Annotated in this window: 24 protein-coding genes; all 24 read right to left on the bottom strand. The window is 41.5% G+C overall.

The annotated features are described in order from the left end of the window. Position 1 precedes the first annotated feature (1 nt). Positions 2–1,006 carry a TDP-N-acetylfucosamine:lipid II N-acetylfucosaminyltransferase family protein gene (locus WH43_RS10240; protein WP_053424508.1) on the bottom strand — a complete coding sequence of 335 codons (1,005 nt, stop codon included), beginning with the start codon at positions 1,004–1,006 and terminating at the stop codon, positions 2–4. A gap of 15 nt (positions 1,007–1,021) precedes the next feature. Next, positions 1,022–2,626 carry a glycosyltransferase family protein gene (locus tag WH43_RS10235; protein WP_053424507.1) on the bottom strand — a complete coding sequence of 535 codons (1,605 nt, stop codon included), beginning with the start codon at positions 2,624–2,626 and terminating at the stop codon, positions 1,022–1,024. A 31-nt stretch (positions 2,627–2,657) separates the two neighbouring features. Beyond that, complete coding sequence (locus WH43_RS10230; RefSeq protein ID WP_053424506.1) at positions 2,658–3,677, bottom strand: glycosyltransferase family 2 protein; 1,020 nt, start codon at positions 3,675–3,677, stop codon at positions 2,658–2,660. 2 nt (positions 3,678–3,679) lie between these two features. Next, on the bottom strand, positions 3,680–4,543 hold the full coding sequence (locus WH43_RS10225) for an O-methyltransferase (protein WP_286049656.1): 864 nt from the start codon (positions 4,541–4,543) through the stop codon (positions 3,680–3,682). Further along, complete coding sequence (gene glf, locus WH43_RS10220) at positions 4,533–5,711, bottom strand: UDP-galactopyranose mutase (protein ID WP_053424504.1); 1,179 nt, start codon at positions 5,709–5,711, stop codon at positions 4,533–4,535. Before glf ends, WH43_RS10225 begins: the two co-directional genes overlap by 11 nt. Further along, entirely contained in the window at positions 5,708–6,658 is a 951-nt protein-coding gene (locus WH43_RS10215) for a glycosyltransferase family 2 protein (protein WP_053424503.1), read from the bottom strand. Before WH43_RS10215 ends, glf begins: the two co-directional genes overlap by 4 nt. A 49-nt stretch (positions 6,659–6,707) precedes the next feature. Then, positions 6,708–9,539, bottom strand: a complete 2,832-nt coding sequence (locus tag WH43_RS10210) for a 6-hydroxymethylpterin diphosphokinase MptE-like protein (RefSeq protein WP_053424502.1) — start codon at positions 9,537–9,539, stop codon at positions 6,708–6,710. A gap of 17 nt (positions 9,540–9,556) precedes the next feature. Next, positions 9,557–9,856, bottom strand: a complete 300-nt coding sequence (locus WH43_RS10205) for a hypothetical protein (RefSeq protein WP_053424501.1) — start codon at positions 9,854–9,856, stop codon at positions 9,557–9,559. Further along, positions 9,856–10,296 carry a flagellar export chaperone FliS gene (fliS, locus tag WH43_RS10200; protein WP_053424500.1) on the bottom strand — a complete coding sequence of 147 codons (441 nt, stop codon included), beginning with the start codon at positions 10,294–10,296 and terminating at the stop codon, positions 9,856–9,858. Before fliS ends, WH43_RS10205 begins: the two co-directional genes overlap by 1 nt. A 12-nt stretch (positions 10,297–10,308) precedes the next feature. Beyond that, positions 10,309–11,766 carry a flagellar filament capping protein FliD gene (gene fliD, locus WH43_RS10195; protein ID WP_053424499.1) on the bottom strand — a complete coding sequence of 486 codons (1,458 nt, stop codon included), beginning with the start codon at positions 11,764–11,766 and terminating at the stop codon, positions 10,309–10,311. A 13-nt stretch (positions 11,767–11,779) separates the two neighbouring features. Beyond that, the gene (locus tag WH43_RS10190) at positions 11,780–12,187 is read right to left on the bottom strand and encodes a flagellar protein FlaG (RefSeq protein WP_053424498.1); all 408 of its coding nucleotides are present in this window, start codon (positions 12,185–12,187) and stop codon (positions 11,780–11,782) included. 64 nt (positions 12,188–12,251) lie between these two features. After that, positions 12,252–13,076 (bottom strand): flagellin N-terminal helical domain-containing protein, encoded by an 825-nt coding sequence (locus WH43_RS10185; RefSeq protein ID WP_053424497.1) that lies wholly within the window; start codon positions 13,074–13,076, stop codon positions 12,252–12,254. Between the two features lie 315 nt (positions 13,077–13,391). Beyond that, positions 13,392–14,216, bottom strand: a complete 825-nt coding sequence (locus WH43_RS10180; protein ID WP_053424496.1) for a flagellin N-terminal helical domain-containing protein — start codon at positions 14,214–14,216, stop codon at positions 13,392–13,394. 169 nt (positions 14,217–14,385) lie between these two features. After that, positions 14,386–15,213: a flagellin N-terminal helical domain-containing protein gene (locus WH43_RS10175; protein ID WP_053424495.1), complete on the bottom strand. Its 828-nt coding sequence runs from the start codon at positions 15,211–15,213 to the stop codon at positions 14,386–14,388. A 251-nt stretch (positions 15,214–15,464) separates the two neighbouring features. Then, a complete protein-coding gene (locus tag WH43_RS10170; protein WP_152342824.1) occupies positions 15,465–17,036 on the bottom strand; it encodes a glycosyltransferase in 1,572 nt (523 codons plus the stop codon). Positions 17,037–17,053: 17 nt separating this feature from the next. Beyond that, positions 17,054–18,280, bottom strand: coding sequence for a flagellar hook-associated protein FlgL (gene flgL / locus WH43_RS10165; protein ID WP_053424493.1), 1,227 nt, complete (start codon positions 18,278–18,280; stop codon positions 17,054–17,056). A 2-nt stretch (positions 18,281–18,282) separates the two neighbouring features. Then, a complete protein-coding gene (flgK, locus tag WH43_RS10160) occupies positions 18,283–20,310 on the bottom strand; it encodes a flagellar hook-associated protein FlgK (RefSeq protein ID WP_053424492.1) in 2,028 nt (675 codons plus the stop codon). 86 nt (positions 20,311–20,396) lie between these two features. Continuing rightward, the gene (flgJ, locus tag WH43_RS10155) at positions 20,397–21,401 is read right to left on the bottom strand and encodes a flagellar assembly peptidoglycan hydrolase FlgJ (protein WP_053424491.1); all 1,005 of its coding nucleotides are present in this window, start codon (positions 21,399–21,401) and stop codon (positions 20,397–20,399) included. After that, positions 21,402–22,499, bottom strand: a complete 1,098-nt coding sequence (locus WH43_RS10150; RefSeq protein ID WP_053424709.1) for a flagellar basal body P-ring protein FlgI — start codon at positions 22,497–22,499, stop codon at positions 21,402–21,404. A 13-nt stretch (positions 22,500–22,512) separates the two neighbouring features. Continuing rightward, entirely contained in the window at positions 22,513–23,193 is a 681-nt protein-coding gene (gene flgH / locus WH43_RS10145; protein WP_053424490.1) for a flagellar basal body L-ring protein FlgH, read from the bottom strand. A 10-nt stretch (positions 23,194–23,203) separates the two neighbouring features. Further along, positions 23,204–23,992 carry a flagellar basal-body rod protein FlgG gene (gene flgG, locus WH43_RS10140; protein WP_053424489.1) on the bottom strand — a complete coding sequence of 263 codons (789 nt, stop codon included), beginning with the start codon at positions 23,990–23,992 and terminating at the stop codon, positions 23,204–23,206. A gap of 22 nt (positions 23,993–24,014) precedes the next feature. Beyond that, positions 24,015–24,758, bottom strand: coding sequence for a flagellar basal body rod protein FlgF (locus WH43_RS10135; RefSeq protein WP_053424488.1), 744 nt, complete (start codon positions 24,756–24,758; stop codon positions 24,015–24,017). Positions 24,759–24,917: 159 nt separating this feature from the next. Next, positions 24,918–25,247 (bottom strand): hypothetical protein, encoded by a 330-nt coding sequence (locus WH43_RS10130; protein ID WP_152342823.1) that lies wholly within the window; start codon positions 25,245–25,247, stop codon positions 24,918–24,920. Between the two features lie 201 nt (positions 25,248–25,448). Beyond that, the gene (gene flgE, locus WH43_RS10125) at positions 25,449–26,750 is read right to left on the bottom strand and encodes a flagellar hook protein FlgE (protein ID WP_053424486.1); all 1,302 of its coding nucleotides are present in this window, start codon (positions 26,748–26,750) and stop codon (positions 25,449–25,451) included. Positions 26,751–26,764: the final 14 nt, after the last annotated feature.

Below are 26,764 nucleotides of genomic sequence, written 5' to 3'. Positions count from 1 at the left end.
TTCAAAAGATCCATGATGATAAACTTCGAACTAGGGCGGACTCAGAGTAATTTTTTGAAATCAAATCGGCATTACGCGATCCAACATCTTTATCTATTAATGAAAGCTCTATAGCCGAAGAATCATATAATGTAATACCCATGTTACTCAAAACATGATAAAGACTTGAATTTACATTCATAAAAACTTTTTTACCAAAGCCAAGAAGCTGTATAATAACACCAAATGCTTGTTGCCTCTCGTGATCAAAAATAGCGATATCGACTTTATTAAGAAATCTTAAATATTCTTCGTAATGCATAAAACTTGTAATTGGGGTGAATGAGTATCCAAAAACTCTCTCTCCTTCCTCTGTTATCTTTTTAGTATATTCTTTATCCCCATACGAGAGGGGGCAATAAATATGAATATTGTCGTTATGAGTAGAGCGTTGAATTCGGTTAAATATTTCAAGATGATTGTTTGTAGCAGTAGCAGAGTTTCCGACAAGAACTAAGATTCGAGCGTCAGCTTCGCCGAAGGACTGCAATTTGCCATTAAAAATGTTTGAAGTATAGCAAACACAAGGAATATGCTTTCCTATTGCTTTGTACTCTCGATAAACCAGCTCAACGTCTTTGGTTGCAGAGGTAATGAGATTAGCAATACGTTGAATTACTTCATGCCGGTTTCGACTATGTGTAGAGGGAAAGTAGAAATCGCCCCCCCACATAATCCAATAGCTTTTCTGACAAAATTCAGGCTCGCTCAAAAGTAATAGGTCAACCTTGTCTCGCCACAGGCCATGCAAAATTATCTTCCTAGCCTGTCGCATATATCCAGATAGAGTTACGAAAATATCATGATCTGTATGTAAAAATTCAACTTCATGTTCAGGCGTTAAACCAAAAAGGTACTTTTCGCTGGTGACAAATACATACTTATGCTCCCCCCGTCCAAAATTTTTATCAACAAATTCAATAAAGGGAGGAAGAAATTTTTCCAAAATCATAACATGTAAAATCATTTTAATATTATCCCCTCATTGAAGTGAATAACAACAGGCAATACGGCCAGCTTCAACCGCTGATTTAACTAGATCACCACCCACAATTACAGAATATCCTTGAACTATTTGGTAAGAAAAATCAAAGTCATTACCGGTATAATATAAAACTTCTGTATTTGCTAGGCATAAATGACTTAACTTGTCATTTAGCGCAGTAAGATCTCCTCGAACAACGCAGTAATTTTCGTTTAATGGAATAATACACTTTGGAATTTTAATTTTTTTACCTAAAGCCAATTTACAAACTAAATCTAGATGAGCACCAGCAACACGTATCGCAATTTTCAAGGTAAAAGCATCAGAGGGAACACCAATAGATATGTCCTGTGTACGGCTATATATATTTCGAAAAACAATCTCTCCTTGCGCATCTAAAAGCCAAATATCTAATAACGCTAAGGAGGAGCTTGACTCAAACAAAAAATGGACATGACTTTTGTGCTGAACATCAAACTCATTGGCGAAATTAATGTATCCGTGCTGCTCAGCCATGAGATAGGATTGAATGTACAAGGTATCAGCCTCAAGGCGGCAAGTAAGTTCGACCCGATTTACCTTCGGCTCTATAAATGCAACGGTATGTTCGAACGACTCTAGGGTAATTCGTTCATATCCAGCTTGTAGATTTAATGCTGCAATAATGCCTTCTGTTGGAAGAACAGAGCTGAGTACAATGGATTCAATGAAAGAAATGGCATTTTGACTAGTAAGCCCTTCGAGAGCAGCAGAACAATGCTTGGGTTGATATTCAACAATATTGTTGGCAATAAAGCGCCTCTGACTGTTGAATAGTACATCTAAAGCTCGAGAATAGTTACTAAGCACAGGGGTGGAGCAAGCTAAACTTTCAATCACTCTGCGAGCGAACATAGTTTGCCCATTCTGCACAGTGTTTAAATTGATACAATATTGGTAGTCTTGATAGACAGAAACCATTTCACCAGGCTCAACTTTGCCTTTGATAAATTGGCTGTATTGATCTGGGAATTCCAGATCTTTTTGACCGGTACCATAATTTCGGTCATAAATACTAATTGATGTATTCTGCCCTTCAAGGTAGGCTACTATTTGATCAAAAGCGATATTTCGGTCTGGAAACTTTTTATAGTAAGTGCCAGCAAAAAAATAGCCTGATTTATTTTTAACAGTCTTTGCTGTGTACTTATTCTCGTTGTAAAAAAAAGGCAGCACAAAACAGCGACTTCTCGGATACCTTGTAGCATAATCGCCGACACAATCTAACTCAGTACTAAAAATAAAGTCGAACCAGCCTGCTATATCGCAGCGCTCAGTAAAATCATCAAAATGTACAGGGTCTTCTTTGTTCCAGAATACGGTCGGGATAGCATGCTGCTTACAGAATTCAACTAGTTGTTGCAGTTTTCTGCTTTTTGCACCGAACAAACCTCGCCAGGAGCCATTCACCCCATTCCAAACCGATTCTACAAAAAGTAAGTTTGGCTTGAACTGTTCAATCAACTCTAAAGAATCATGAAAATCAACCTGATAGAGCAGCCAATGATCTTTTAAATTCTCTAGAGTAAATTCATCTACAATAACTGCTGCTTTATTTTTCATAATCAGGTCACTAATTAGCTATAACATCCACTTAAGCTATTACCATAAAATCATGCCATTCGACTAATCCAAAATCTGTCAGTTGCTGCACTAACTGTAATCTGACGGGCTGTGCAGCAATTAATATTCTTTGCTGAAGGCAATCCCTGAGGGCTTTAACTGGAAGCAACTGTCCGTTCACCAAAACATCGGGCTTGGTTGTCTGCTCGATAAAATTCGTAACCTGAATTCCTTGTGCAGTCAGAACCTGGTGCATACAACGGGCTAATCCACCACTACCATAAATAGCAAGCGATGCCCTCCCGCCCAACAACTGAAGAATACGTTCTTTTTTAAGCTCAAACAGGTAACTGAACCAGCTGTATAAGCGTTCTGTTGTTAAGCCCGCTGTAACTGAGCTATTGCTCAATCGCATCTTTACCAAATACTCAGGAAGACAATCCATCCGATAACCGTGCCGATGGAGCTGGTAAAACAGAGCATAGTCTTCACACAAACGCTGATCAGGATAACCAACGGCTTTTATCGCATCAGTTCTGGCACAATAAGTTGTATGCTCCACGCAAAGCCAGCGTGGTAAATTCTCACGGATCAGTGCCTCGGTATTGATTTTATTGATTTCACAGGCATCTCGCTGACGGGAAATAAAGCGTTCGCTCGCAGCCACTTCGGGTGAATCGGCGAAATACTCAAAGTATGACTTGACCAGACTAATTGCCGGGTTGCTCATTAAAAAACTAAGCTGTCTTGTGAACCTTTCAGGGTGGCTTAAATCATCAGAATCAACTTTTATAACATAGGGAGTATGCACATACTCAATTGCCTCCTTAAGCGAATAACCTACTCCTTTATTTTCCGAACGGCAAAACAACCTTATCCTTGAATCATTATATTTTTTGATAATATCAACGGTATTGTCTGTTGAACCATCGTCCACAATAACAAAATCAAAGTTACTAAGGGATTGGTTTAACACGCTATTAATGGTATCCACGACATACTGAGAACTGTTGTAGGTTGTCATTAAAGCTGTTAGCTGCGAAGAATACACAGTTACACCTTTATTTTTTTGACTATAGCAATACCAAAATTAGCAGGGGCTGTTATTACTTCAATAAATTGATATTCTTCAGGGGTATTAATAATGAAATTATCAAGAACAAATCTAGGCCCCTCATGAGCGCAATGCTTTGGAAAAATATCATGGAAAATAATATAACCGCCAACTGCTACACGTGGTGCGTACAATTCAAAATCAGCTCTACATCCATCAATACTGTGGTCACCATCTATAAATAACAGATCTATTTCATCATGACCAAGCCATGAGTCAAAATTACTTGCTGCACGTTTAGAGTCAGATTCTATCAAATGAATAATATCTGAAAATCCCGCACGCTCAACAGAGTCAGCAATAACGGACTTAGGATCAACAATGCATGAGTAATGAAATGGTGGCCAAGGAAACTTTGGTACATAGGTATCAATAGCGAACAACCGGCCTCTTAAATTAGAACATGCCATACCTGCTGCCAACCACAACGTTGATATGCCAATAAAACAACCAATCTCAACAACTGTTTTCGCAGAAATATTTGCTAATATTGCTTTTAACAATTCTCCTTGAGCTGGAGATAAAGACGCAGGATTAGCAACTGGCATTTGATAAAGCTTTTTTAAAGTCACCAACCAGCGAACATTTGATAAATCCATATAGTCGGGAAGCATATAACACTTATTTGAAGTAATGTTTCTTTTAACCCTATAGTTTTCAAGAAAAGTATCGATGTCTTCCTGCGTAAGCCAATGTTCCCGTTGTTCATCCTTGATAGAGGCATCAATTAGTGATTTTACCTCAGCATCGCTCAAGTCTAAGTCACGAGTAAATCTAGAAAGCTTCACTTTTTTATTTTGCATATTGGCTGTCATTTTTTATATGTTGATTAAATAATTGCAAAGCATTCGATACAGCATCATCCATATTAAAGTACTTATACTCTGCCAGTCGGCCAAGCGGGATTAGCTGAGGGTATTGAGCTGCCAGCACTTTGTATTGTCCAAACTTTTCTTCATTATCCGCAGTAAATACCGGATAATAAGGTATGTTTTTCTTCGGATCGTTTTTATCGTAATCCTGAGGGTATTCAGTAACAATAGTAGTGCTGCTGCACTGCTCGCCAAGGATATGTTTAAACTCAGTAATACGGGTAAAAGAATCTTCATTTGGATAGTTAACTGTGGTCGAAGTCTGAAAGTATGGAAAATCCAATTGCTTAAACTCAAACTGTAAAGAGCGATAAGGCAGCTCACCAAATTGATAAGAAAACAACTGATCCAGCATTCCCGTATAAATCAACTTGCCTTTAAAAGGCTCCCCGTCCAGCCAAATTTTCCCTTGCGCCAGCTTTAGCCTTTGCAGTGCATTTTGTTGTAATTGAATATCAATGCCTGGCTGCGACAATAATTTACCAATCAGAGCCGTATAACCATCAATAGGAATAGCTTGATATTGATCGTGAAAATACCTGTCGTCACGACTAAGCACTACTGGAACCCTTTCAAGTACCTCTGGTGCTATATCTTCAGCCTTGATGCCCCATTGCCGCATGGTGTAATTAACAAAAATATTCTGATAAATCCAATCAGCCAGTTGACGCAATTCAGGTTCATCAGTCTGCTTTAAACGCAGAATAGATACTTTGCTACCAGCACCATAACGTTGTATTAAAAGCTGCTCCAACTTCTGTGCAGTCTCTGCAGGATACAACCGATACAATGAATTTAAATTAAAGGGTAGCGGTAACAGCATATCACCAACCCTAGCCTGCACTTTGTGCTCGTAAGGCTGCCATTCTGTGAATTGTGACAAATACTGCCAAACATCCGACTTATTTGTGTGAAATAAATGCGGACCATATTGATGAATGCGAATGCCATTGTTATCAGTCTTATCAAAGCAATTACCGGCAAGATGATTACGCTGCTCCAGAACTAACACCTGCCAGCCTAACTGACTGGCAAGTCGCTCAGCCATCACTGCGCCAGAAAAGCCAGCACCAACGACAATAGCATCATAATTACTCATGATGACCATCCCAGCAGTTGTTTTACTTGATCAAGCTGATGACGCTGTTTATAAATAAGGCTATGACGTTCGTCAAAAAACTGAGAGTTTACCGCTGATAATTCTAACATTTGCACAAATAACTCTGGTTCATCTGCTCTCAAAAAATACAATGCAGCAGAAAAATACACATGATTGACACCAAATTGAACAATGTCTTCTGCTACGCCAAACTGCTCACCCAGACGACAGGCTGAAGCCAATTCTTCAGTAACTTTTAATCGACGCTGATGATTCTGTTGTGTCTGTGCACCAAAACTATTGCTATGAATGCGGTAACGCCCCAATACTGCATCCAGTCTATCTATGCTCCCCCCCAATAAACCAACATTCATAATATGCCATGGGAAATCACAAATAATCTTGCAGTCATGCTGTAACGCTTGTGTTAAAGAAGCGTGGCGACGGAACATGACGCTGCTGGCCTGCAAAAAGACTGTATAGCGAATCAAATGAGTAATATCAGCTTGCTGCGGAATATAGTGATAGTTGTAGTAATCTTGGGAATACAACTTCAAACGTTGACCTGTTGCACTATCGAACATATCTGACTCATGATAAACCATGCTGCAACCTGGGTGTTCATCCAGATAATCGACCTGCTGCTGTAACTTTCCTGGTAAGGCGACATCATCGCCATCCACATACGCAATATACTGCCCCTTAGTTGTTTCTAGCAGTCGGCGCATAGTGCCTATTAACCCCAGATTTACCTCATTGCGTAGTACAATCAGGTTACTGAAGGCTGATTGCAGATAACTGATTAAATCGTAGGTATTATCTGGTGAAGCATCGTCACAAACCACAACTTCAAAATCAAAATTTGTCCGCTGGGCAAGAAGACTCAATAAACATTCATGGATGTAAGGTGCTAACTTGTATGCTGGTATTATCACACTAAGCTTCATTGAGCAGCCTCTTTGGATTGTATACTAAAAAAATTACAGATTAGAAAATCTATGACACGCCTGCAAACATTGATGCGACTTCAGTTTTATCGCAAATAAGTGGTCTTGCAACGTAGTCCTCTGCACCTTCATTCAAATAATCTCTCCAGATTGCAAGCACCTTATTAAAAGTCTCAACAAATTTTTGGCTAGATTTCACATCATCACTTATATTAGCTGCTATTTTTGTCAATACACCGGAAATATAATTGGCACTACCATGGAACAAGAAAAAAGTTATATCATCACTAGCAGTACCTTTCGTTCTAAGTAGCTTCCATTGTTCTGATAATAATGTTTTAGCTTCGTGCTGATTATTAATATCCTTCTTTAATAAAGCCAACCACTCTGATATAGTTTGTTTGAAAGCATCAACACTAAAGTCACTTATAATTTGATCAGCAGCAAAATCAGGCATCGTATGAAACGACGATGAAACTAAATCATCAATTAATTGAGATATGCCAGAAACTTGGTGTGTTAAAAGTATATTCTCAGCCTTAAGTGGTGATGTATTTTTTATCTTAACGCCATTACTGCAATTAAATACATAAACTTTTCTACCGACGTTATCAATAGCTTGCTCAAGCAGCTTTCTAGACACATCGAATTCAGGTTTGGTGTATACAAATGACTCAAAATTACCTGGTGAAGGAATACCACCTCCATGGTGGACTTGATAGTCATATATCTCTTCACCATTATTTTTGTAATAAGCAGAGTGTTTAGAATGATGCTGCTTAATATCTGTAAAGCCAAGATCAACACCAAACAAGTAAAATAACTCAAATCCCCATTTCAAGCAGTAATTTAAAACTAAATTAGTTACTGTAGGGTATGCGTATGATAAAGAGGCGCTTTGTAGGCCTATCTTTTTCAATCCGTTATTAAATACATAAGTCGAACCTTCACCATCTTTAAAACAAAGCAATGTTTCCTTAAATAGCGCAGATGTATCAGGGTGTATACCATTGACGCTAAGCAAACGGATTTGTCGGAGATAGTCTTTATCATCAATCAAACTAATCCAATCGAATGTAGCTCTATTTTGTTCAATCTCAGCATGAAAGTCTGGTCTAATTCCATTTTTGTATAGAGAACGCAACGCTGTTCCACAACTTATGAGAACTATGTGCTCTCTATATTCTCTAATATAGTCTAAGTTAGCATCTAAGCTAGGCCCATTTCCCACGATAAAAACAGGTAAAGATAACGCAAGACTTTTTCCATAGTCTTCATTATTATCTTTTAAATATCGATTGTCAGACTTCAGTCCATGATATGTATGCGCAATACCGTATCGGGCATGGTCATAATATTCTCCAAGCGCAAGAACAACTTTAAGCTCAGAGCGCAGATTGCCAATAGCCTTCTGCATCCCTGTGTTGTAATAGGTGCTTAGCATGTAAGTGTTTGCTATCGAATAGGCACCTACTTGATAAAATTGCGACATAAGATCGTAGAAATAGTGACTTCCATCACCGCCAAGATTGAGATAAATTCTGTATTCATTTTCGTCCGCTTTTTTAAAAATACTATCCCAATCAGTGACATATAGACTTGCAGCAAAAAAATCTAAGTTAGGCTCACATATGAATAAGTTTTTGATCTGATGCGACTCAGTTAAGCTCTGGATATGTAAACCTAAAGCCACACCAAAAATTATTAGATTATCAACATCCTTTGGTAGTTTCCCTTGTCTATTTAAAGCCTCACCAATAAGTGGTTGTATCCTAGCTACAGTTTTATAATGCAAATATTTATAAAGCTTTCCGCCAGGAGACTGGTTTACTATAATATCGTCTCTAAAAGGGTGATTTATAAAATAATCTACTAGGTGAGAATATTCAGAAATAGAATCATGATGGAACAACGCGTTGCGTTTTTCATGATACAAATTAGGCTCACCTTTGCCATCTTGCACCAATGACCAAGATGACGCTTTATAGTTAAGCATTGCTTTATGAACTTCTGGATAAAAACGTTCAAGTGCCGCGATATTTTTTTCATAAAGTTTCTGAGCTGAAATCTTTTCATAAACAGTTGGACTATATGACCCTATTGTATTACTTGAACGTTCGGACACATAATCATTATAATTAGTGTATGAGTCAAATAGGTGTGACTTCTGTAAAAGCTTTGATTTATTACCAGAAGAGCTAAACAAGTAACGGATAACATCATCCATAACAGGATGAAATTGATGCCTGTAGACAAAAATCTGGTCAAGATCAGACTCAAATGCTAATAATTCTTCTAACTCAGCTGGCAATGAGGTTGCATCGGATCCAATTTGCAAGAAGACACGAGTCTCTGTGTTTTGAGCTCGCTCAAGTAACTGTAACCAATCATTCGATTGGACAGAACATAATAAAATATCTGCACTCGGCTCATAAACAATTAGATATTTTATTTTGCAATTAAGTAAAAGCTCATTTATGTGATAACCCAGACCTAAACCGAATACAATTAATACATCTATATTGTGAGGTAGGCACTGACTATTCCACCCCTTAGAATCAGGATTAGTTTTAATATTGAAGTAAGATGCATGAGTATAGAATTGTTCGACTTCCTGCAAAACATCTTGCTTAACATCACTACTATAAAATACACGACCTGTTGCAAAGTCTACTATGTTAAGTTCAAAGTCTTTGGTACAAAACAATGAGTATTGCTGAATTTTATGCTGATTAATAACGCTAACCATGCTGGGTATATATGTTCGGAATGCGTCAACATTTTGACGAATATTTCTAGCAATGATCCCGGACATTTTTTTTTCCAGCTCATTTTGCTCTTCGGCATTATCCAGGATCTGATAATTTATATATTTCAACATAAAGGCTTTGAACCCGCTTAGTTATTATCGCCATAGCGCTGGTTAGCAACTTTTCCCTTTCGTAATTGCAATATTGCTTTAGCAACTCGATTTCGTTCAAAGTTGATTTTCTCAGTAACAAGGCTAACCCATTGCAAGTTATCTGCCAATATAATTTCTAATTCAGGTGTTTGTGCTAGTTGAATACAGAGCTCAGCAAGGAGGGAATGAAACTCCTGCCAATAAACCGAAAACTCTTCAACTGAGTAATTTTCGGTTAAAAGAATGGCAGATATTTGCTCACGTTTACTATCTATATGAGCTTTAAGGTCACACATTAAGCAGATGCCCGAGGTACTTGCTCTTGTCGTTCAGCCAACAGCTGAAAACCTTTCTGTCTTTCTTCCATTGGGATAGAGTCCCAGCCAGACTTAATTTTTAGCATTATCTCTATAACATCATCCACTTTAGCGGGACTATTCTCTCTGCTAGCAACAATCAAATGATTCACCATAAAATCATATAAAGCCCAGAGATTATCTGAAACCTCCCCGCCTACATCCATATCTAGTGAATGTTGTAATGCAGAGATAATACTCATGGCCTTTGAGACCGTTTTGGATTTTTCTGCAAAATCTTTACGCTCCATAGCTCCTTTAGCTTTAGCCATATTTTCAAGTGAGCCTTGCATCAATAACTGGATGATGCGGTGCGGATCTGCAACGGCCAAATCGTCTTTAATTCCAACGGATTTGTAAGCTTTAATGCCATAACTCATAGAAAGTTCCTGTTAATTATATTTAGGTAACGATGCAAGTTGCGATACCAACATGCTTGAAGTGCTTTGTAACTGACCTAGTGTCGAATCAAGAGCACCGTAACGCTGCCTTAATGTTTCTTCGTAACTTTCTATATATCGGTCAAAGGCGTCACGATCTTTAGTATTTTTCTTTAATTGTGCTTTAAGTGAGTCCTCTTTATTCACTAATAGACCGTCTCGAGCCGTGAACTGAGAAATCAGGTCATCTAGTGATTCACTTATACCATTAGTGCCCCCAAACAAATCTGCAATTGTGTCATAATTATTTTCAAGTGCGTTATTAAAACGTGTACGACCCGAGTCTCCACCATATAAAGTAGATGTGGAAATCTCCATCTTGCCCTGATCATTCAGTGTGATTCCTAAAGCGTACAAGTTATTAAGCGCTGCGCCGCCAGATGAAAAAACACCACCTAAGCTTTTTGTAACTTGATTCATAATACTACGAACCATAGGGTCACCGCTTAAAGCTCCTCCCTCGGAGAGAACTGTTTTGCCATCGTCACCCAGAGTACGATTCTTGGTTAAACTATCTACTTCAGTGATCAACGCATTATAGGCCGTGATAAATGCCTGAATTTTCTCTTCCGCTGCTTTCTTGTCAGTCGCTATAGTCAAAGTGGCATTGTTGTCTGTGGGTGTCACAGCTAGCACTTTTAATTCAGTATCCTGAATAGCGTTAGTAAAAGTATTGGTTTTACTTTTTACACTGATACCATCAATCTCAACTTCAGCGTCACCTGCACCAATGGCAACCTCTAGCCCACCAGAGCCATCTATCGTACTACCATTAGCTACAGTTGATAATGCATCCAGTGCAGCATTGTTATTGCTGATCTTAAGATCATTACCTTCACCGGTGATAGAGGAGTTCAAAACTAATTTTGTACCGGTTCCATCACCTGCATTGATAATGTTAGCCGTTACACCAAAATTTCCTGTCGCGCTGTTTAACGCTTTACGAAAGTCATCTAGGGTCATGTTTGCTTTAACATCGACGTCAAAGCTTTTACCACCAGCTTCAAAAGTTAACTTGCCTGCAGTGGTGCTGATTACAGCATTGGCGCCGCTGTATGCGTTATCAGGACTTTCGATTCTGCTCCCTGTGGCTATAGACTTTACTTTGATGTCGAAATTACCGGCAGCAGCTGTACCGCTGGATTTCGCTTCCAGGTAGGTCTTAGTGTCAGTGGGTTGTTTTATTGTTGTGGTTCTGGATCTGAGCTTATCTTCGCCCAACGCAACTGAAGCATCTTTGAGCTTAGTCAAGGCGGACTTTAATTTACCGAAACCAGAAAGAGTTGAATCAAGCTCCTTTTTCGTTGTGTCCAGACGGCTTACTTTACTATCCCGCTCCACTTTAACTAACTGTGTTACAAGACTTTCTAGGTCAAGCCCTGATGCAGCACCTAACGACCGGATTGCCATGATTCATCCTCTCTTATATCGTTTTATCGAACATCAAACCTGTCGCAGAACCAAGATCTTCCTGTAATCTCTTGATTGCCTTTGCCATAGTAAGTACTTCTTCAGATGGGATCTGACGAATAACCTCTTTAGTTTCAAAATCAATGACTTTAACTACAGGCTTGCCTGATTCTTCATCGACAGAAAAATTTAAAGTACGCCCCTGAGAATTCACAAATTGATTGATATTCTCAACGGCTTCCCCTAATTCATCCAGAGTAACATTCTGCTGTACCTGCTCTTGAGGTTCTGCTTTTGTTGTACCCTGTATTTGAATTGCCTCAGAACTATTCTTAACTTTGTTCAGCTCGGCTGCACCATTAGCCACAGCGGCAGTCGCCGTCGGCTGATAACCAAAATTACCTGTGATTACTGAACTCATATGCATCTACCTCTTTATCGGCAAAATTGGCGAAGACTTTAATAAGCCCTCGCCTTTTTCACTGTTAGCCTAATAAGGATAGTGCAGTTTGAGGTCTGGTGTTAGCCTGAGACAGGATAGTAGTACTTGCCTGCTGCAATATCTGTGCCCGTGTCAACTCAGCTGTTTCTTTGGCAAAGTCTGTATCACGAATACGGCTACGTGCTGCAGATACATTCTCAACGATATTACTTAAGTTACGAATGGTGGATTGGAATCGGTTCTGTATAGCACCTAGATCTGCTCGAGCTGAGTCAATAGATTTAATAGCGCTATCAATTTGAGTTAGCGCACGAGATGCGTTAGCAACGGTTTTGATACTTAATGTATCGATACCTAAACCTTTTGTACCAAAGCCATCAGCTCTGGACATTTTTACTAAGATATTTTGACCGGCGTTCGCGCCAACTAAAAAATTCGCTGAAAAAGAGCCCTTTAATAAGTCTACGCCACCAAATTGAGTAGTATCTTTAATACGGTCTATTTCAGTTTGCAGTGCCGAAACTTCTTTCTGCAATGCGGCACGGTCACCTGAACTGTTGATACCGTTTTGCGATTGCACAGCCAAAGTACGGATACGTTGTAAAGAGTTAGTAATTTCTTCCATCGCACCTTCAGCAGTCTGAGCTAAAGAAATACCATCATTGGCATTACTAATAGCCTGGTTCAGACCATTGATCTGAGAAGATAAACGGTTACTAATTTGCAAACCTGCAGCATCGTCTGCCGCACTGTTGATACGAAAACCTGAAGATAAACGTTTGAACGAAGTATCCAAAGAACTACCAGAGGATAATAACTGACGTTGCGCATTTAACGCGGATACGTTGGTGTTTACTGCTAAAGCCATAAGTCACTCCTTAAGTTGTCACGAGTCTGCAAACCCTGAAACAACTTTATTGTTAAGCGGAACCCCGCAAATTTCGCCAAACTGCAATTTGGCTTAACTAGCTATCGGCAACCAACTTCAGAACTTTAATAAAAAAAGGCATTTTTTTCCACCAAGCGGCAATTATTTTCACTTTCCCTTATTTTTCATATGGTTAAAATTTAAATTATTTTCAAAATAAATAAAAAACTAGTTCTGACAGAACGAAATAGACTCCATTAAAAAAAGCGGATCCTGTAAGGATCCGCTTTTTTTGCTGCCTGATTAACGCTGCTGTTAGCCTAACAGTGACAAGGCTGCCTGCGGGCGCTGGTTTGCCTGTGACAGAATCGTCGTACTGGCCTGCTGCAGGATCTGCGAACGAGTCAGTTCTGCAGTTTCCTTGGCAAAGTCTGTATCTCTGATCCGGCTGCGGGCGGAAGATACGTTTTCAACTATATTACTCAAGTTACGAATAGTCGACTGAAAACGGTTTTGTATTGCACCTAAATCAGCTCGAGTTGAATCGATAGATTTGATAGCGCTGTCTATCTGTGTTATCGCACGAGATGCATCAGCAACAGTTTTAATACTTAATGTATCGATACCTAAACCTTTCGTACCAAATCCATCTGCTCGTGACATTTTTACTAAAATATTTTGACCAGCATTCGCGCCAACTAAAAAGTTTGCAGAAAATGAACCTTTTAATAAATCAACGCCACCAAATTGAGTGGTGTCTTTTATACGATCGATTTCAGTTTGAAGTGCTGATACTTCCTTCTGAAGCGCCGTTCTGTCCCCTGAACTATTGATACCATTTTGTGACTGAATGGCTAAGGTCCGAATCCGTTGTAACGAGTTCGTGATCTCCTCCATTGCACCTTCAGCAGTCTGTGCTAAAGAAATACCATCATTGGCATTACTTATCGCTTGGTTCAAACCGTTAATCTGAGAAGATAAACGGTTGCTGATTTGTAGACCTGCCGCGTCATCAGCCGCGCTGTTGATACGAAAACCTGATGATAAACGTTTAAAAGCTGTATCAAGCGAGCCGCCAGAATTGATTAACTGACGTTGTGCATTGATCGCCGATACGTTGGTATTTACAAATAATGACATAGGGTCATCCTCCGGTTAGTGTATATGTAGCCATTTATCTTTTCCTTTTTCCTTTAACGTCGTGTCGGATTGACCTGAACAAGCGACGTCATAAAGTCAGTGATCAGTGGTAGTGAAGTTTTTCACCGACCACATATGAAGTCATTTTTATAAAATCAGGAGAGCTCTATTAACCGCCTAACAGCGACAGCGCTGCCTGTGGCCGCTGATTTGCCTGCGATAAAATAGTGGTGCCAGCCTGCTGTAAAATCTGGGCACGGGTTAACTCTGCAGTCTCTTTTGCAAAGTCTGTATCTCTGATCCGACTACGGGCTGAGGAAATATTCTCTACAATATTAGATAGATTTCGGATAGTTGATTGAAATCTATTTTGTATCGCGCCTAAATCTGCTCGCGTACTGTCTATTGCTTTAATAGCGCTATCTAAAAGACTGATCGCCCGAGATGCGCCAGCGACAGTTTTAATACTTAATGTATCTATACCAAGGCCCTTTGTACCAAAGCCATCAGTTCTAGACATTTTCACTAAAATATTCTGACCAGCATTTGCACCTACTAAAAAGTTCGCGGAAAATGCCCCTTTTAATAAGTCAACACCACCAAACTGAGTAGTGTCTTTAATTCGGTCAATTTCAGTTTGTAGCGCTGACACTTCTTTTTGAAGCGCAGTTCTATCACCTGAACTATTGATACCATTTTGTGACTGAATAGCTAAAGTTCTAATACGTTGCAGTGAATTTGTAATCTCTTCCATCGCACCTTCAGCTGTCTGAGCTAACGAGATACCGTCGTTAGCATTACTTATACCTTGGTTCAGACCATTGATCTGTGACGTCAGGCGGTTACTAATCTGCAAGCCTGCAGCATCATCTGCAGCACTATTGATACGAAAACCTGAAGATAAACGCTGAAACGCTGTATCTAATGATTTACCCGAATTGATTAATTGTCTTTGAGCATTTAATGCTGAAATATTACTATTTACAAATAAAGCCATTTTCATTTCTCCTGAGCATTACAGTATATGCAGAGTATTTATTATTTTTAATCTCTGCTTAATTAATGTATCGGACAAAAGAAAAATTTCTTTAGGAGAATTTTTATTTTATTAGTGATAAATCAGAAGGAGTCTTATATTCATTCAGCATAATTATTGTATATCGGCATTGAAGAGAAAAAGTTTAATCTTTTTTAGAAAAATTCTAAGCAAATCTAATTCCGGTAGATAGGCTTAGATTTCAGGAGTACTCAGACGGCAAAATGCTGATAAATGTACTGATCAAAATCAAGTAATAAGTGCTGAAGCAGGCTGGCTGTATCAGTAGCAGCGTCATAGACAGCACGGCAGTGCTCATCGTAAAAATTACGACATTCAGATTCATTTAAATAGGTGCGAATAAACTCAACGCGTTCCTCGTCATTGCAACAAACAAAAGCATCGCCAATATACTGATAAACGTCTCCAAAAGGTTCGGTTAAGACTGGAATGCCCAAACTCATCGCTTCTATTGCAGACGTCCCTCCTCCCTGGCGTTTTGGATTCAACATGAAATGACAGCTACCTATTAACTCGATAGCGTTGCTGACCAAACCGGTAAAATAGCTACATTGTTGGATCATAGCTGGCAATGCAGGCAAGTTGTCAGGCCCAATAAATACAAATGCCGCTTGGGGAAAATTTGTCTTTAACGTCACTAACGTCTGAATGAAATCAGCTTTAATTTCCTGCTCCAATCGATGACCCACGACAACGAAATTTAAAGCGCGATCCTCTATTGAGCTAGTGCGAAGACCTTTATTCTCTCTCAACCTAAAAGGTAAACGACTAATTAATACTGGCTTTTTATAATCAATGTGCTGAAGACGCAGCTCATCACTCTTTGTCAGCTCCCTATGTAATACGGGAACCGAATGTGGGGTAGTATCCAGAGATGTGACGCAGGGAATATTTAATACTGGCCGAGCCGCAGCGATCAGCTCCAGCACAGGATTCATAGCTCCAACCCCAAGTATATAACGAGCATTGAGACTGTTTACTAATTGGATCAACTCCTGTAAATGTTCATGAGCATCCATGGGAGCCAATTGAACGAAATCGAATTGTTCGCCCCAACACTCAACCATAACCCTACCAGGTAATTCGGTCTCGGTTCTGTGATCAATATTGAATAACGTATTATTTTTGAAATACTCATCTCTGACATTACCAAAGAACACCGGAGCTGGAAGTGGATTATTGTATAAACCCACTTTTGGTACACAAGTAGTACAAATAACTATGGGGTGTTTTCCCATTTTTTTCAGAGCACTGGCATAATTTAGAGTAGTTAAAGTCGGCCCGTGAGCGGAACCAACAAACTGGTTGGTAAGAATAAGCACAATACCTTCATTCGCACCAGCAACTAAAGGAGACACTTGTCCGAATGTATTGCTAACAGTAGCAAATTCTTTACAGATCAGTAAAAACAACGGATAGGTGTCAAAACCTTGTGAACGGCCAACAAAACTAGCTCTGATTAACTGGGTATAAACCATGTATTTCTGGCTTAAAGGTAGTATGGTAAATAACCTGTAGAACTCAGCCTTATCTACCTTTTCAGGGTCAACTAAATTCCATTGCATCCAGTACCACAGTTGTACAGCATTGGATTGGGGCCTAAATGCCAGCAGCAGTTCAATTTTCTGCGTAGCTAAGAGAGGTTCAAAATGTAGTGTATCCCAATGATGAAAATCAATAACACGCCAAGTTTTGGAGTCTGAATCCAGATAGCAGCGATCAAAGGTTTCAAGTTCATGCAGCAATTGAGTATTATCTATCATCCTTAATAATCTCGACTCTAATTAATATAATCAAACAAACTAATACCAGTGACTCTGCTAAAGGTTGCCTGTACGGCTTGTAGAGCAGTTTCTTGTTTGACTAATTCAGTAATGCCTGTGCTGTAATCAAGTTCTACTACATCTGCCTTGTGTGATTTAGTCGCAATAAGCACATCTTCATTACTACCAAAAATACTCTCGATGACATTTAAACGTCCGCCTATGGAGGACATAGCTGAATCAACTTTTGATGAAGCATTATCAATTTCTACAGTTGCATCCAGAATACGTTCATTTAACAGATTGCCACTGTCCCCGGCGTTAATACCATTTATTAAGTCAGTTAAAGAATTGAGAATATTGGTTTTTTCCGGTGGCTGAAGACTAAAATCCACTGTACCTCCAGGCGCCGCACCTGTTACATCGATGCTCAAACCATTGTAATTAATAGGTTCTCCCGCAGTATAAGTACCGGTTACAGGAGGGACCTGCGATGCTCCATTACGCTGAACTTCATAGTTAGAAGGCGCAGAAAAGACTACAGTGTAATCATTATTCCCTGCCGTTAAACCGTCATAATTTTGCTTATAAAAATTATCGAATACACTTTGATTCGCCACAGATACTGAGGCTGAAGTCACTGGTGCCCCCACTGTTGGAGTCGTTGTCTGGAATCTCTTGTCGACACTATCAAAAATACTACGACCACTGTCATTGGCGGCTATGGATATAGACAAGGACAACTGAATAGATTTCTGACCTTCATCACCATTAAATTCGTATTTACCAGTGGTTGCATTAAGGCTATAAGGCTGAGTCTGGTCCTGAAAGCCAGAGAATAAAAAGCCACCCAACTCGTCGCGTCGATTCATCAGATCAAATAATTCGTCTCGGATGTTACCTAACTGTGCGCCTATAGCTTTACGATCATCTTCATCATAAGTACCATTGCCCAAAGACAAAGTAAGAACACGAGCTCTGTCCATAGCTCCGCGAATACTCTTATGGACCGTTTCCTGCAGTTCAAGACTATTACGAGCCGCAGCGTTATTATTCTGATATTGAGTCGTCTGCTGAATATTCGCTTCCAGACCAACAGCTCGGGCGGCACCAGATGGATCATCCGCTGCAGTTAAAATTTTAGTCTGCTTATTTATCATTAAACTTGCAGTCTGTAATTTATCCTGAGTACTGATAATAGAATCCAGACTCTGGGCATATTTCATATTAAAAGTGGTACGCATTATTACCTCGCCGCCTGCAACAGCGTGTCAAAAATGGTTTGTGACGTTGACAATATCTTGGCTGCTGCTGCATAGGTCTGCTGAAACCTGACCAGATCTGCAGCCTCTTCATCCAGACTGACGCCAGATAGAGATTCATGCCATGCCGTAGTTTGCTCTAACAAGGACTTAGAGGATGCTGCAGCAACACGAGCCTGACTGGTTTGAGTACCCACAGTCCCTATCAATTCAGAATAGGCCTGATTAAAGGTCTGGTATTTATCTGCATTGATTGTGGTTGCGGCATTAATACGCACCATATCTGCATTTTGTAAATTACCCAGTAACAGACCATTTCTATTGTCTTCAAAACCACCGGTGTTATAGCTGATACTGAATGTATCGCCCAGTTGCGGCACACCTTTAACAGAAAAATCAAAACCAGCATTAGTAAAGTTAACTGAAGCGCCTAACAGGTTCTGATAATCAGTGCCTGCGAAGGTGACGGTCTCACTGATAGCAGGTGTACCAGAATCCTCTATCTGAAACTGATTATTCCCTAAGTACGTAATAGAAATAGGACCATCTGTGAAGTTTGCGGGCTGCGATAATCTGTTACCGGCCTGACCCACACTGCTGATCGTCAGCTTATCAATTTCTGCATTACCCAAATTAGTCAGCGTTTTTTCACCTTTAAGTGGCGAAGCCAGCGCTATAGCCTCAGGCCTGTTGGTTGCCAGACTGATATTTTGAGCTGCAATACCCAAAGGTTTTAAGTCAAATTTATCCCCTGCCGCAAAAGCCGGTGCACCGTTAGCTAGTGTAATACTTAAGCCGAAAAAATCATTGGTATCGTCAGAAGTCACAGTCGCAGGAAAAGTCACACCAGTGCGGCTGATCGCGGTGCCGGGTATCACATTACCGGACGCATCTAAAGCCTCGACCGTAAACGCATCGGCGGCAGTAAAAGTGATACGCACATCATTGGCCGGAACATTTTTGCCTTGTCCAGGCGCTACGGAGGCAGTAATTGCCCCGGTACCAGTATTGCTTGTAAAAGGCAAAGCAGTAAAATTTGGCAGCGTAAATAAATCGCCACCTAAGTTACCATCAGCATTCATCCCCAAGCGGTTTTGAGTATTCATCGCGTCGGTAAAAGCTAAAGCCAGTTGCCCCAACTCTCTTTGCGCAGGGTCCAGCACTTTAGTACGAAACTCAAGCGAGGCGCCTATTTTTCCACCCAAATCAGTTTCAGCAACGTTAATCACCACATTCTGATTGGTACCAGCCTTGAGCTGTAAAGTCTTACGATTTGGGTCTGGCTCACCTGCAACGGTAAATAAATTAAACTTACCATTTTCAAGTACTAAAGATTGGCCACTGCCTAGGAACACTTGTTTATCGCCATTTTCTGCGTCAAGCACATTAATGTCCACCAGAGCGGACAATTCTTTAATAGCCTGGTCTCTCTTGTCTAGCAGATCCAACGGTGGCGGCTTAGCTGGATTGGTTCCATAAGCCAGAATCTCCTGATTCAGACGAGCTATCACACCGATTTGCTCGTTTGCATCTGCTGCATCGGTTTCCAGTTGTTGACTTAAATATTTATTCTGCGCTGTCATTTGAGTAGATAGCGTATTGAATTTGTTTAATAAAGTTTGAGCTCCGCCCATCACTAATTGGCGTGAAGAGGAGTTAGTTGGGTCATTGATAGCGGTTTGTAGTTGGCTGAAAAAGGACGACATACCAGTGGATATACTATTCGATTGATCTGACATCAAGGTATCAACCCTGCTTGCTTCAGATAAATATTGATTGGCATAACTGACGGACGAGGTATCACGCCACATTTGTTTCAGCGCAAAATCGTTCACCAGACGTTCGGTTGTGCCACGTCCAACGCCTAAGCCCAGTATATTCGATTCAAATTCAGTACGCTGCCTAGAGTAGCCTGGGGTATTCAGGTTAGCGATGTTATTACTTGTGGTCGAAAGCAACGCTGTACTTGCCAGTATGGCAGAAGTTCCAATCCGCAGTAAATTATCCGACATCTCCATCTCCAGTAATGCTTAGCGCATCTTAGCTTTGCGAGTCGGTAGCCCCGACTCTATCTTTAATATGTATTCGCTACTCTTTATTATTTATTAACAAGCAGGTTTCGTGCCTGTTTGAATGTTTCACTGTTAAATACAGCCAAAATTTTCTGAGCGTAGTTTGGGTCTGTGGCATAACCTGCAGCCTGTAATTGCTGGAAATAGGCTTTAGGGTTATCCGCCATCGCCACAGCCTGCTGATAACGAGGGTTCGACTTAATAAAATCGACATAGTCACCCAAACTTTGCTCTGGAGACTCATAGGCACGGAATTTAGCTTTTTCCTTTTGCGCAACGCCCTGACGATACTCCAGAGTATCAACCACAGCCACATCCCCCTGCCAGCTGTTGTGCGCTTTAATGCCAAAAAAGTTAAAGCTGTTGCTGCCGTCTGCGGTTTTAAAAGTACGTTGCCCCCAGCCTGTCTCAAGCGCTGCCTGAGCTAAGAGTGCTAAGGGTTCTAACCCCAATTTCTGTGCGGCTTGTTTGGCGGCTGGCATTAGTTTTTGAATAAACTCCCCCGGACTTTCAAAGCTCCAGTCTTCATTATCTGGATCCGGTTCAGAAGCCAAAGTTTCAGTAATCACTTGTGGTGCTGTTGTGACTGCAGGTTGCACAACTTCAGCTGTATTTTTAACTGGAGCTACGACAGGAACCGAGGTGTCTGCACTGGCTGTTTTATCTGGTACAGGCGCGGCTTCTGTTGGTAATTTCAACATAGATGCTGGCGTGGTTTTGCCTTTGGTAGGTCTTAGTTGTTGCACCAGCAAATCAGCCAAACCTAAACTGCCTTTTTCTGACAGTTCAGTCGATAGCTGTTTGTCGTACATATCCTGATAAAACTTAGTCGCATTGCTGTTGAGAACGCCGTCATCTTCGAATACTTCGTTGGCTTTGCGCATGCTGCTGAGCAACATGCCCATAAAAATTGATTCGAATTGTTTAGCTGCTTGTTTTAGCGCAGCATCATCATCACCGCCTGAGCTATGTTTTAGCTGCGCCAGCCCGGTTAAGTCATGATAATTGACCTTGTTCTCAACTTGACTCATTTAGATCACCACAAGCTCGCCATGAATGGCGCCCGCTTCTTTTAAGGCTTCTAAAATGGCCATCAAATCCCCCGGCGCTGCGCCAACGGCGTTGATGGTGCTGACTAAATCATCCAGTGTTGTGCCTGGATCAAACTTAAACATACGTGACTGATCCGGGCGCACATCGATAATGCTGTTTTGCTCTACTGCGGTATCGCCGCCTGCTAAAACATTGGGCTGCACTACAGTTGGATTCTCAGCGATAGTCACAGTTAAACCACCATGAGTCACAGCAGCCGGAAACAACCGCACATCTTTACCTATCACTATGGTACCGGTTCTGGAGTTGATAATAATTTTAGCTGACTGACTGGCAGGCTCCAGGGTTAAATTTTCCAAAGTCGACAAATAAGACACACGCTGATCGATATCACGTGGGGCCCGAACCTGGACAGACGACGCATCCAGCGATTGGGCTGTACCTGGACCAATAAAATTATTGATCGTTTCAGCCAAAGTTTTGGCGGTGGTAAAATCTGAACTGTTCAAATTAAAGGTAATAAAGTCACCGTCAGCAAAAGGAGACGGCACCTCGCGTTCAACAGTAGCGCCATTCGGAATACGACCTACGGTAGGAGTATTCACCAGAATTTTTGAGCCATCAGCCCCTTCCGCGCCTAAACCACTGACAATCAGCGAACCTTGGGCGACAGCATAAACGTTGCCGTCTAAACCTTTGAGGAAGGTTTGTAATAACGTGCCGCCCCGTAAGCCTTTCGCACTGCCCATAGACGACACTGTAATATCAATAGTCTGCCCGGGTTTACTGAACGCAGGTAACTCCGCATGCACTGCCACTGCAGCCACGTTTTTAATCTGTGATTTCATACCAGGCGGCATATTAATGCCAAAGTTACTCAACATAGTTCTGAAGCTTTGTTCAGTAAAGGGGCTTTGCTCGCCTGTACCAGGCAATCCGACAACCAAACCGTAGCCAACCAATTGGTTACTGCGAACCCCTTGTACACTGGTTAAATCTTTAATCCGGGCAGCTGAAGCCGGCAAACAAAAAGCACCGGATAACAGCACTACAAAAAGGCTTTGGATAAGTTTCATCATGTCACCTGCGTTAAAACGGCCACAATACGCCATTAAAGAATCGGGTTAACCAGCCTGGCCCCTGGCCGCCATGAGTCGCACCAGTGCCGCTGTATTCAATACGGGCATTGGCAATTTTGGTCGATTCCACTGTATTTCTCGAATCAATATCCTCGGCACGAATCACCCCAGTTAAACGGATAAACTCTTTACCCGTATTGAGCGTTAACCATTTCTCGCCACGGATCACCAGATTACCATTGGCCATGACCCGCAACACGTTGACAGAGATATCACCAACTAAACTGTTGCTCTGATCTGCTTTAGAATCGCCTTTAAAATCTGACGCTGAGTTGGCACCGAATTGCAGTGTATTTCCAAGTACACTGACATCACGGCCACCTAACCCCACCATAGGGTCAAAACTGGCGGAGCTGTCTTTACCAAACTCAGTTTTAGCTGTTTTGGACGCCTGAGTATTTTCTTTTAACACCACAGTGATAATGTCACCAGGACGACGGGCCTTGTTATCCGAGTACAGACCGTTCGACAAACCTTGTGCAAACAAAGAACCATTGTTGGACAAAGGAACGGCCTGTGGCTCAGGTGGCAAAGGCGCAAAGTTTGGGTCGTCCGGCACCGGCTCATTGAAACCACCAGCGCAACCCACACAAAGTTGCAGTGTCAGTACCAGCAGAATTAACTTGTTCATCCACTTACTCCTACAGCTGCTGAATCGCAGTACCCAGCATCTGATCAACAGTTGATATCACTTTGGAGTTCATTTCATACACACGTTGACTTTCAATCAGACTGACCAGCTCTTCAGTCACATTGACGTTCGAAGTTTCCAGAGCGCCCTGAACTAAGATCCCGCGACCTTCCAGACCAGGAATACCTTGCACCGGATCACCGCTGGCCGCAGTGGCAGTAAATAAGTTCTGACCCACAGGTTCTAAACCTGCCGGATTCACAAAGTTAGTCACAGTTAACTGCCCTACGACAGCTTGGTCGACCTGACCAGGTAAACGCACAGACACTTCACCATCCTGAGAAATAGTGATGCTTTGGGCATCTTCAGGAATAACGATGTTGGGTTGAATTTGATAACCAGCCCCTGAGGTGACCAGATTGCCTTCACTGTCCGTGGTGAACTGGCCATTACGGCTGTAGGAGGTAGTACCATCCGGCATCAGCACCTCAAAAAAGCCATGGCCCTGAATCATCACATCCAGACTGCCTTCGGTCGTGATCATATTGCCCTGAGTAAAGCTTTTCTGGGTCGCGACCACTTTGGTACCTGCACCTAACATCAAACCATTCGGTAGCTCTGAGTTCTGAGAAGAACGTCCGCCTGGCTGGTTAATGTTTTGATACAACAAGTCCTCAAATATCGCGCGACTTTTCTTAAAGCCTATAGTACTGGCGTTGGCCAGATTATTGGAAATCACCGAAATATCACGCTGCTTCGCGTCTAAACCGGTTTTACTGATCCATAAAGCTGGATGCATGCTAACCTCCCAGGCTCAAGCCTTAGATTATTCTCATAATTTGGTTGTGTTGCCGATCAATCTCTTCGGCCGTTTTCATCATTTTGACTTGAACTTCAAACTGACGTTGTAAACTGATCATCTGGGTCATTTCACCCACTGCATTGACATTACTGCCTTCAACTGCACCGCTGAGCACCCTGACCGTTGCATCTAATTCTGCAACTTCACCATCTTTGCGACGAAACAAACCGTCCGTGCCTTTTTCAATATCCTGAAACTCTGGTTTAACCAGCTTTAGTCGCCCCACATCCTGCATTACATTTGCTGGCGCGCCTTGAGGTCGGATGCTGATGGTACCGTCTCCACCAATTTCCATTTTTGCTATAGGCAAAGGCAACTGAATAGGGCCATCTTCGCCTATCACATTTAAGCCTGAGGCAGTTTGCAGTACTCCAGTCGGACTTAGCTGTAAATTGCCGGCTCTGGTGTAGGCTTCATTACCCTCTGCATCCTGCACCGACAACCAACCTTTTCCCTGCACTGCGACATCAAGCTCACGTTCAGTGATAATAAAAGAGCCATCGTCAAAATTTTGACCTGGTCGCTCAGTCAGTGAAAAAACCCGAGTCGGCAACCCCTCACCAAAAGCTTGCATAGCACGAGCCTGCTCTAAATCAGCTTTAAAGCCCGTCGTAGTGCTGTTTGCAAGGTTATTCGCTTTGATGCTGATGCCATTCATATTTTCTTTGGCACCGCTCATTGCGATATAGAGTAAATGGTCCATAGTCTGGCCTCCACTTGAGATAAGTTAAGTAAAGCAAGACTGATGCCAACAAGGAAAATCAGAATATTTAGAAAGAGACTCAAAAACTATATGTCTGTATTTAATAGAAAAATTACAATGGGGATTATTTGTGATTTGTGGCCATGACAATGACAGCCTCTAGCGGACTGAGGAGACAAACTTAAATCTGTTGATCACGGAAAACCTGGTCGTAGCTTGGGTGAAATTATTATTACTCACCTCAATTTGCACCTTAAACTGAGTTGTAGCGGGTAATGACTGTGTAAGACTATGATTCTGACGTTCAGCACAATTATAGCTGCCCAGTAGTACATCGGATCTTGTGTACAACCGCACTACGCAATCAACGGCCAAAGCTTTGACCGGATTGAATCCAATCATCACCAACTTTTCCAGATGTTCTGGTTTCTGTATAGACAAAGTACGGATTTCAGATGCACCAGCCTTAAGCACGAAATCAGTCGTCAACAGCACTTCCTGCTCAGACGCCACACAAGAAAATGTCGCGAGCGTGCAAGAGAACAGAAGAATTCTGAAGTTCACTATAACCTCCATATTCCCTCAGTGAGCCTTGGACGGATAAATTCGCCTGAGCACTCACAGAGAACGTAAAATACAGGGAATAAAAAAGCCCAAAGTAACAAGACTTTGGGCTTTTTAAGGATCTTATTATCGTATCTGCAGTACAGTATTTTGTAAGGTACTATTGACTTCAAGCGCCCTGGAGTTGGCCTGGAAGTTACGCTGAGCCGCAATCAAATCGACCAGCTCATTGGTCAGGTTGACGTTTGAACTTTCCAAAGCGGACGAGTTAATAGCTCCAAAAGTACCAGAATTGGCCTCACCAGCTAAAGCTTCACCTGACAACAGGCTTTGACGCCATGAGGTATTGCCAGACTGGGTTAAACCTTGTGGGTTAGCAAACTTCACCATAGCTACCTGAGCTAAATAGGTTTGATCACCATTAGAATAAGACGCCATCACTTTACCTGCTGCATCAATATCTACGCTGGTTAAACGCCCCACTGTAGTGCCGTCGCCATCTAAGCTGCCCAGCTCAAACTTGGATGAGTATTGTGTTGGGTTTTTCGTATTGCCCTGATCTGTAAAGTTGATAGAGACATCAGTAGTGAACTGAGCACCGTTCGCCAATAAACCATCCAAGGTGGCTTTTGGCATCACCAAAGAAGGCATAGGAATAGTAGTTGGGTTACCGTTTAAGTCAAAATCCAGTACAGGGGTTGCCGCAGGTAATGTAAAAGGTGTGCCTGTATTATCATCCAGTACCGCATACACTTCCCAGTCATTATCTGTCACCGGGTTGGTACGGCGGAAATACATAGATAAAATATGCGGCTCCCCCAAACTGTCATAGACAGTGGTAGAAGTCTGGTTATTATAGGTTGCCGAGTTAGTGGCATCAAAAGCCGGCAAAGGGTTTGCTTTAGGTTGCTGACGTGAATCCAGGTTCATCGTCAGAAACACGTTTTGTGTCGCACGAGGCGCACCAGCCGTGTTCGGGATCTGAATAGGCTGAGTGGTACTTAAACTGACTGAAGTCGTTTCACCATTGGCTGGATTCACCGGAAAACCCTGCAAAAACCCACCATTGTTATCAGAAATAAAGTTGTTTTTATCTAACTTAAAAGCACCAGCTCTGGTGTAGGAATAATCACGGTTACCAATCTCAGGAGAGATAGCAAAGAAACCATCACCGGTAATGGCTAAATCCAGTGAGTTATTGGTAAATTTTAACGAGCCTTGCGAGAACTGTTGTGCCACTTTAGAGGTGGTCACACCATCCCCTACTTTAGTTTTATTCGAACTAAATACCGAAGCCGCATACACATCAGCAAATTCAGCGCGGGATTCTTTAAAGCCCGTGGTATTGACGTTAGCAATGTTGTTTGCCGTGGTATCAATATCTTTTTGAGCTGCAGCCAGGCCGCTTAACGCTATATTAAAACTCATAGATCACCTCAATT

Source organism: Rheinheimera sp. KL1, from assembly GCF_001275035.1.
In the GTDB taxonomy this organism is placed as follows: Bacteria; Pseudomonadota; Gammaproteobacteria; order Enterobacterales; family Alteromonadaceae; genus Pararheinheimera; species Pararheinheimera tangshanensis.
The sequence above is the reverse complement of the archived record's forward strand: the minus strand, read 5'-3'. Positions and strand labels throughout refer to the sequence as shown.

Bases quoted from the DNA above. Each gene is read 5' to 3' on its own strand.
- WH43_RS10240 (WP_053424508.1), bottom strand. From the start codon at position 1,006: ATGATTTTACATGTTATGATTTTGGAAAAATTTCTTCCTCCCTTTATT.
- WH43_RS10235 (WP_053424507.1), bottom strand. From the start codon at position 2,626: ATGAAAAATAAAGCAGCAGTTATTGTAGATGAATTTACTCTAGAGAAT.
- WH43_RS10225 (WP_286049656.1), bottom strand. From the start codon at position 4,543: ATGCAAAATAAAAAAGTGAAGCTTTCTAGATTTACTCGTGACTTAGAC.
- glf (WP_053424504.1), bottom strand. From the start codon at position 5,711: ATGAGTAATTATGATGCTATTGTCGTTGGTGCTGGCTTTTCTGGCGCA.
- WH43_RS10215 (WP_053424503.1), bottom strand. From the start codon at position 6,658: ATGAAGCTTAGTGTGATAATACCAGCATACAAGTTAGCACCTTACATC.
- WH43_RS10210 (WP_053424502.1), bottom strand. From the start codon at position 9,539: ATGTTGAAATATATAAATTATCAGATCCTGGATAATGCCGAAGAGCAA.
- WH43_RS10205 (WP_053424501.1), bottom strand. From the start codon at position 9,856: ATGTGTGACCTTAAAGCTCATATAGATAGTAAACGTGAGCAAATATCT.
- fliS (WP_053424500.1), bottom strand. From the start codon at position 10,296: ATGAGTTATGGCATTAAAGCTTACAAATCCGTTGGAATTAAAGACGAT.
- fliD (WP_053424499.1), bottom strand. From the start codon at position 11,766: ATGGCAATCCGGTCGTTAGGTGCTGCATCAGGGCTTGACCTAGAAAGT.
- WH43_RS10190 (WP_053424498.1), bottom strand. From the start codon at position 12,187: ATGAGTTCAGTAATCACAGGTAATTTTGGTTATCAGCCGACGGCGACT.
- WH43_RS10185 (WP_053424497.1), bottom strand. From the start codon at position 13,076: ATGGCTTTAGCAGTAAACACCAACGTATCCGCGTTAAATGCGCAACGT.
- WH43_RS10180 (WP_053424496.1), bottom strand. From the start codon at position 14,216: ATGTCATTATTTGTAAATACCAACGTATCGGCGATCAATGCACAACGT.
- WH43_RS10175 (WP_053424495.1), bottom strand. From the start codon at position 15,213: ATGGCTTTATTTGTAAATAGTAATATTTCAGCATTAAATGCTCAAAGA.
- WH43_RS10170 (WP_152342824.1), bottom strand. From the start codon at position 17,036: ATGATAGATAATACTCAATTGCTGCATGAACTTGAAACCTTTGATCGC.
- flgL (WP_053424493.1), bottom strand. From the start codon at position 18,280: ATGCGTACCACTTTTAATATGAAATATGCCCAGAGTCTGGATTCTATT.
- flgK (WP_053424492.1), bottom strand. From the start codon at position 20,310: ATGTCGGATAATTTACTGCGGATTGGAACTTCTGCCATACTGGCAAGT.
- flgJ (WP_053424491.1), bottom strand. From the start codon at position 21,401: ATGAGTCAAGTTGAGAACAAGGTCAATTATCATGACTTAACCGGGCTG.
- WH43_RS10150 (WP_053424709.1), bottom strand. From the start codon at position 22,499: ATGAAACTTATCCAAAGCCTTTTTGTAGTGCTGTTATCCGGTGCTTTT.
- flgH (WP_053424490.1), bottom strand. From the start codon at position 23,193: ATGAACAAGTTAATTCTGCTGGTACTGACACTGCAACTTTGTGTGGGT.
- flgG (WP_053424489.1), bottom strand. From the start codon at position 23,992: ATGCATCCAGCTTTATGGATCAGTAAAACCGGTTTAGACGCGAAGCAG.
- WH43_RS10135 (WP_053424488.1), bottom strand. From the start codon at position 24,758: ATGGACCATTTACTCTATATCGCAATGAGCGGTGCCAAAGAAAATATG.
- flgE (WP_053424486.1), bottom strand. From the start codon at position 26,750: ATGAGTTTTAATATAGCGTTAAGCGGCCTGGCTGCAGCTCAAAAAGAT.